This window comes from Occallatibacter sp., from assembly GCF_049582745.1.
In the GTDB taxonomy this organism is placed as follows: domain Bacteria; phylum Acidobacteriota; class Terriglobia; order Terriglobales; family Acidobacteriaceae; genus Telmatobacter.
The window spans coordinates 60,754-67,839 of sequence record NZ_JBAUUO010000168.1 but is presented as its reverse complement, the minus strand read 5'-3'; the positions used below and the strand labels follow the sequence as shown (position 1 = coordinate 67,839).

Sequence of the window (7,086 nt, the reverse complement as noted above, 5' to 3'; positions counted from 1 at the left end):
GCGGGCTGCGCATGTTGCAACGGCGCCTGGCGCTCCGGAGCCCGCTGCTGGCGCTCAGGATGTTGCACCGGGGCCGGAGGCCGCTGTTGTGGCGTCGGTTCCTGCCTCCTCGGAGCCGGCTGCGGCCTCATCGCCGGCTGTTCGGGACGTGCGGTCGGTTCGTGCCCCCTTGGCTGCGGCGCAGGCTGACCCGGCCTGGCATTCCCTCCGTTGTTAGGCTGGTTGCGCATCGGAACCGGCGCTGGGGCATGAATGTTGTGGTCTGCCGGCAGCGGTTTCGCAGCTACCATTCTCTGCGGGTGCCCATGGTTCTCTTTGGCAAAGTTGCCCCGGTCGCTCCGCGCCGCCTGCACCTGCTGCATCTGCGCGCTCATCGGAGGCGTGTGCTGCTCGCGTCGTGCCTGGATTTCCGCTGGTCTCGGACGCACTTGTATTCCGCCCGGCCCGTTGTAGCTCAAACGGTTTCCGTTCCTCGCTTGGTTCTCCGCGCGGTAGTTGTACACGTTGTGAACCCCATTCGTGTCCACGTTGTTTACCGAGCGGTTGTAGTCGAAGTGATCCCCTCGCCAGTACCCGCCCTGGTAGCCGAATCCGATATAGCCAAATCCATAATCGATCCCGCCGTAGTAGCCGATATGCCGGCCCCAGTATCCCCGATGCCATCCGCACCGCCCGCGATAGTAGCTCCAGTAGCCTGGCGTCCAAAGCGCTCCCTGATACGGCGCATACACCCAGGCACCCGGCACCCAGTAGTAGCCATCCGGCGCCCAATACCAATAACCGGGAGTCCAGATGTAGTCATCACCCGAGCATGGCGGCTGGTCATACTCCGGCAGCGGCGGCGGGGGCTGCGTCGCATATTCGACCGGCTGATCGTCGCTGTCGTAGTCCCCTGACTGATCCTGCGGATATTGGCCTGAATCGTTTGCGCTTGGCCCCTGGGCCGAGCTACTGGCGGAAGCGCTCGGCGGATAGACGCCCGCATCGTAGCTTCCGCCCTGCGACGACGCATCCGAGACGGGCGCGACATTCTCCGCGGCCGGGTCCTGCGAAGGATTCTGATCTTGCGCCTGGACCTGCGCACTTTCGGGACTTGGATTGCTCTTGCACGCACCCGCGCTCGCAAAAATCCCTGCAGAGAGCAACGTAAACCATAAATATCGGGGAAATCTCTTCATTTCTATACCTCTACGGCAGGTTGGATGCCGCGTCGGGGGCAGAATTTGTACAGCCGGATATTACGACCCGTTTCCCGCCTCCGGCTTCGCCGTGCCAACCCATTGTCATCAAACAGGATTGCGGCCACCCTCTGCGCTTGGCTCCTTGTCGCGTTATCTGAAAACAGGAGGGAAGGCCCGAGGTTCCGAGCGAGCGCATAAACTCGGTTGATGAGACCGTATATATTCCGGAGCGTGAGAATTTCGGCTTGTTCACTATCCACTCGAAGTGCGCAACCGGACTTCGTCGCCACCGTCTTTACTTCTAGTCGTCGCCGTTCCAGGAGGTTGCTGCAAGGCACTTCGCCCGCACCCTGGCGCAAGTTAGGCGTTGATGGTCGATGCGCTATCACCTGCGTGGACGCCTTATCGCGTCCGCATCGGGGTAGGCGTCCGCGCGGGTTAAGCGTTTCTCCGGAGCAGCCCCGTGGGCCGCCCCCGAGAAGCTTCGCATTCTGATTGCCCCTAACTGGATTCCCTAGGCTGTCCAGGCCGCGGCCGCGCGATTCCCACGCGCTGCAGCGGTAAAGCCCATGTCCATCGAAATACCGCGTACGCATTGCAGCAGGTGATTGGCGATCGACGGCAGCTTCTGCGCGGTCACGCGGAACGAAGGACCCGACACGCTGACCGCTGCTACTGGCTGGCGTTGCGCATCCAGCAGTGGAACCGCGATACAGCGAAGGCCTTCTTCCAGTTCCTCGTCGTCCACCGCATATCCTCTGCGGCGCGTCTTTTCAATCTCCGTACGGAGCGCTTCTGCCGTGGCGATCGTCCGATGGGTGAACTTTTCAAACCGCGTCTTCCGGATGATTTCGTTAATGCGGTCTTCCGGCAAAAATGCCAGCATTGCCTTCCCTACCGAAGTGCAGTGGATCGGATTGCTCGAACCCACGCGCGTAATCATGCGAACCGAGCGGGCGGGCTCGATCTTGTCGATGTAGATTACGCGCGCCTGCTCCAGAATGCAGAGGTGCGCGGTCTCTTCAGTCTCGGCAACCAGGCGACGCAGGTGCGGTTGTGCACGCTCCCGCAGATCGTACTGTTCGATGGCACGATTTCCAAAATCAAAAAGCCGCAGACCAAGGCGGAATTTCCCATTCGTCGTCCGCTCGACCATCCGGTGCCGCTCCAGCACCATCAAAAAACGGTGCGCGGTGCTCTTGTGCAGTTGCAGCGATGAGGCCACTTGCGCCAATCCTAGCGGTACCTCGCTCTCGCCAAGCAAATCAAGTACGGCAAAGGCACGATCGAGTGCCTGCACTTTGTATGTCCCTTGAGGGGCGGTGTCTCGCATTTTGGTCCTCTATTCCGTCTGGAAGTACAGCTGCAGTTTCTCAGATTATGGGACATGAGGTCAAGAAAATGGGACGAAACCAACTGAAATGAGATAGATATAGACCTCGATTTCTTCGATTGGAAGACCCAGCGCACAAAAGATGCGGTTAAGAGCTACACCGGGACCTCGTCTCCTTCACCGGGAGCGAGAAACAGATTTTCCTCAAGCCCATGCTGCCGTGTGTAGAGGTCGTAATAGCGGCCGCCTAGCGCGAACAGCTCTGCGTGGTTTCCGCGTTCCACAACTCTTCCCTGCTCGACCACCAGGATCTGATCCGCGCGGCGAATCGTCGACAAACGATGGGCGATCACAAATGTCGTCCGCCCCACCATCAACTGATTCAGTCCAGCCTGGATCATGGCTTCCGACTCCGAGTCCAGCGAACTTGTCGCCTCGTCCAGAATGAGGATGCGCGGTTCAGCGAGCAGTGCACGCGCAATCGAAAGCCGCTGCCGCTGGCCGCCGGAAAGCTTTACGCCGCGCTCGCCAACGATGGTGTCGTACAACTCAGGGAACCGCTCCGCAAACTCATCTACGCGCGCTGTGCGGCACGCAGACAGAAACTGCTCTTCGGTCGCATCGGGCCGCGAAAACATCACATTCTCGCGAATCGTTCCATCGAAAAGAAACGAATCCTGCAGCACCACGCCCAATTGCGACCGGAAGGTGTTCAGATCAACAGTCGCCAAATCAATGTCGTCTACAACCACCCGGCCCTTGAGCGGCGTGTGGAAGGCGCAGAGCAGGCTGATAATAGTTGATTTGCCCGATCCAGACGATCCCACCAGCGCCGTCACGGTACCCGGTTCGGCCGCAAAGCTCACACCGTGCAGCACCGGCTTTTCCGGCGAATAGGCAAACTCAACATCCTCAAACCGAACCTCGCCATTGATCGGCGGCATCTTCACGGTGCGACCAGGCTCCTGGTTCTCTTCCATTTCGGCCATGATCTCGCGTGTGCGGTCAAGCCCGGCAAATGCTTCAGTCAACTGCGTACCGACATTCACAATCTGAAAAACCGGCGCAACCATCAACGCAAGAAACACGTTGTACTGAAAGTAGGACCCGACGGTCCACGTGCTCTTCAGCACCAGGCTTCCGCCCAGCCACATGACCAGCGCCGACACAATTCCGAGGACCGTAGTAGACGCCGACCCCAGCACACTGGTCATGGTCAGCGACTTCATCACGTTGTCCAGCAACCGGTCGACCCCCGCGGAAAAAACCTTATGCTCGCGCTCTTCCGCGTGATACCCCTTGATGACGCGCACGCCGCCAAGCGACTCCGTGAGCCTTCCTGTCACTTCCGCATTGATCTTGCCCCGCTCGCGGAAGATCGGCCGAATGACCTTGAAGCCGTATTGCAGCACAAAAACGAACGTGCCGACCACGGCGAAGACAGTGAGTGTCACCGTGACGCTTTGATACAGCAGAAAAAAGAAAACCAGCACCGCCGTCAGCATTCCGCCCACGAACTGCACAAGGCCCGTTCCCACCAGGTTGCGCACGCCCTCCACATCGGTCATGATGCGGGCCACCAGCGTTCCCGTGCGGTTCTCGTCGTAGTAGGCCACGGAAAGCAGTCCCACATGCCGCTGCACCTCGCGCCGCATCTCGGCGATCAGGCGTTGACCGGCTACGGAGAGCAATTGCGTGAGCGAATACGACGTGATCGCCTGCACAATTGTTGCAATCATCACCGCCGCGATAATCTCCGGCAGAAGCTTCGGCTGCGGATGAACCGGCGTCAGCACTTTGTCCAGCAGCGGCTTCGATACGAGCGGAAGCACCAGCCCGGCCACGCGGTTTACGGCCATCAACGCCATACCCGCCACCAGCAGTCCCTTGCGCGGAGCCACCAGCGCCCAGATCTGCGGCCACAGCTTTTTCAAATCGGGTTTTCGCTTGGGAAGCTCGGCCGCACTCGCACGAGAACCTCCTCGCGGCGACCGCTCTGCGCCCGCACTCAGCCCCATTCCTCCGCCGCGCATTGTGCTCATCCGCTAAACCTTCCCCGAACGCCGCGCCGCAATAAACGACCGCACGCACAGGATCGCGTAAAGCAACAGCAGTCCCGTCATCGTCAGCTTCGACGCCAGCGCGATCTCATCCACGGCAACGCCCGCCGACTTTGCGTGCAAATATCCGCGAACAGCCTCAACCGCGCCGCCCAGAAATCCGATCAGCCCAATCGTCACATTGACGTGCATAAAGAGCTTGCGTCGTGACTCACTGGGGCTCATGGCGAGCAGCCCGAATACGCCCAAAGCCACGCCAAACCACGTCGGAATCAGCGCCGTCGGATGCAGCGCACCCGTGCCAAAGTACCCGATCAGTCCAAGCGCAATCAGCAGAACCGCAAATACCAGGGTGACTTTTGCCAACAGAAAACCTCTCCTTGAGGCTGAGGTCAAGGATATCAGTCAAATGGATGTTTTGCGTTGCGGGTGCGATGCGAAGAATATGTTGCGCTTAGCGCTGAATGCGCGCCGATCCGCCCTGGGCCAACGCCCGCACCTGGTCCAGTGTCGCCATGGTCGTGTCCCCCGGGAAGGTCGTCAGCAATGCGCCATGCGCCCAACCCAGTTTCAGCGCAATCTCGGGCGCCTCGCCTGCGAGCAACCCGTAGATGAAACCGGCCGCAAACCCGTCTCCGCCCCCCACGCGATCCAGCACGTCCAACTCAGCGGTCGGCGCCATGTACGTTTTGCCTTCCATCCATGCCACCGCGCTCCAGCTATGCCGGTTCGTGGAGTGCACCTCGCGCAGAGTTGTCGCCACAATCTTGACGTGCGGCAGTTTCTTCACCACCTCGTCCATCATTCCGAAAAACGCGCTTGGATCGAGCTTCGACTTCGCCGCAATTTCCGGCCCTGGAATCCCCAACCCTTTCTGCAAATCTTCCTCGTTCCCAACCAGCACGTCTACGTTCTCCACAATTCTCGCAATTGTCTCCACGGCGCGCTTGTCGCCACCGTGAATCTTCCAGAGCTTCTCTCTAAAGTTCAAATCAAATGAAGTGACCGCTCCTGCAGCCTTCGCTTCGCGCATCATTTCCGCGGCCAGTTCCGCCGTTGTTGCTGAAAGCGCTGCAAAAATACCGCCGCAATGCACCCAGCGCACGCCTCCGGCAAAGATCGCCTTCCAGTCGAAGTCGCCAGGCTTCAGCTGCGCTGCCGCCTCATTTGCCCGGTTGTAAAACACCACCGGCCCGCGCACACCGAATCCGCGATCGCTGTACACTGTCGCCATATTCGGCCCCGAGACACCGTCATGTTTGAAGTGTCTGTAGATCGGCTTGACGCCCATGGCCAAAACGCGCTCCGCAATCAGGTCGCCGATCGGGTAGTCCGACATGGCCGAAGCAATCGATGTCTTCAGGCCAAAGCAATTTGACAGATTCGCCGCCACGTTGAACTCGCCGCCGCTCACATGAATCTGGCACTCAGTCGCCTTGCGAAACGGAATGATTCCCGGATCGAGCCTGTGCACCAAAGCTCCGAGGGAGAGAAAATCGATCTCTCCATCTTTGCGAATCTTCATCCCGTCACTCATGTTCCTTAAACCCTCCGATTCAACCACTCCACCAGGGTGCTTCGCGGCTATTCTCCCAACGACTGCCTCACATCGGCTACCACCTGTTGCGGAGTCCATTCATTGCCGGGATAGAACTTCAATACTTTGCCGTCCCGCCCGATCAAGGTTGTCGACAGCGTGTGCGTAATCGTTCCATCGGCCGCGTTGGTCATCCCTACGTCGAAGTATTTCGCCATCTCCGTCAACACCGGTTTCTCGGGAACGGCAAAATCCCAATGCGCAAACGCCGTCTTCGCATCACTGCCGATGTATTCCTCTCCGTAGGCTTTCAAGCGGTCGGGCGTGTCGTGCTCCGTATCGAAACTCACGCATAGCAGATGCGTCTTGTCCTTCGTCGCACGATCAGACGACAGTTGTTGATTGATCACTGCAAAATTGTGGGTCACAAGGGGGCAAAAGTTGGGAAGAGGGCACCGCGTATAGATGAACGTGATCAGCAATTCTTTGCCGCGGAACTGATTCAGATGAATGATGTGCCCATCTTCATTGCGAAGCTTGAAGTCCGGAACAGCATCCCCCCTTGCGGGCACATGATAGATCACCGCAGGCCGATAATCCGGCTTACCCTCCGCGACCACCACGATGTGATCCAGCAGAACACTGGCATCGGCGCCCTGCGAAACCAGCACGTCTGCCGTAATAATATCGCCGGGATGAAGCTCGCTTAGAACACTGGGATCCTTCAGCTTGTAGGGCATCGTCATCGCGTCCATAAAGCCGGGGATGGCTTCATGATTCAGCGTGACCTCGCCCGTAGCAGGATTGTTCGCGACGACCTTCCCGCGCAGCTTGTAGACCTTGTAAGACGAGTTGGCAGCTGAATCTTCCGCCCCATTTTGCTGACGATGACACCCTGAAATCACCGCCATTCCGATGACTACAACCGCAAGTAGTTTCAGTATCACTCCCCAGTTTACAACCCTCCCTGTTTCC

At 58.9% G+C, this 7,086-nt stretch carries 6 protein-coding genes; all 6 read right to left on the bottom strand.

All coding sequences use genetic code 11. The features are described 5' to 3' along the window. Positions 1-1,178 (bottom strand): YXWGXW repeat-containing protein (locus tag WCA10_RS23730; RefSeq protein ID WP_472825017.1); only part of this gene is annotated, 1,178 nt, incomplete at its 3' end. A 517-nt stretch (positions 1,179-1,695) separates the two neighbouring features. Then, positions 1,696-2,514, bottom strand: coding sequence for an IclR family transcriptional regulator (locus WCA10_RS23725; protein ID WP_472825016.1), 819 nt, complete (start codon positions 2,512-2,514; stop codon positions 1,696-1,698). Positions 2,515-2,669: 155 nt separating this feature from the next. Next, on the bottom strand, positions 2,670-4,556 hold the full coding sequence (locus WCA10_RS23720) for an ABC transporter ATP-binding protein (RefSeq protein ID WP_472825015.1): 1,887 nt from the start codon (positions 4,554-4,556) through the stop codon (positions 2,670-2,672). Between the two features lie 3 nt (positions 4,557-4,559). Next, entirely contained in the window at positions 4,560-4,940 is a 381-nt protein-coding gene (locus WCA10_RS23715) for a hypothetical protein (protein ID WP_472825014.1), read from the bottom strand. A gap of 88 nt (positions 4,941-5,028) precedes the next feature. Next, positions 5,029-6,111: a PfkB family carbohydrate kinase gene (locus tag WCA10_RS23710; RefSeq protein WP_472825013.1), complete on the bottom strand. Its 1,083-nt coding sequence runs from the start codon at positions 6,109-6,111 to the stop codon at positions 5,029-5,031. Positions 6,112-6,158: 47 nt separating this feature from the next. Then, entirely contained in the window at positions 6,159-7,058 is a 900-nt protein-coding gene (locus WCA10_RS23705; RefSeq protein WP_472825012.1) for an SCO family protein, read from the bottom strand. Positions 7,059-7,086: the final 28 nt, after the last annotated feature.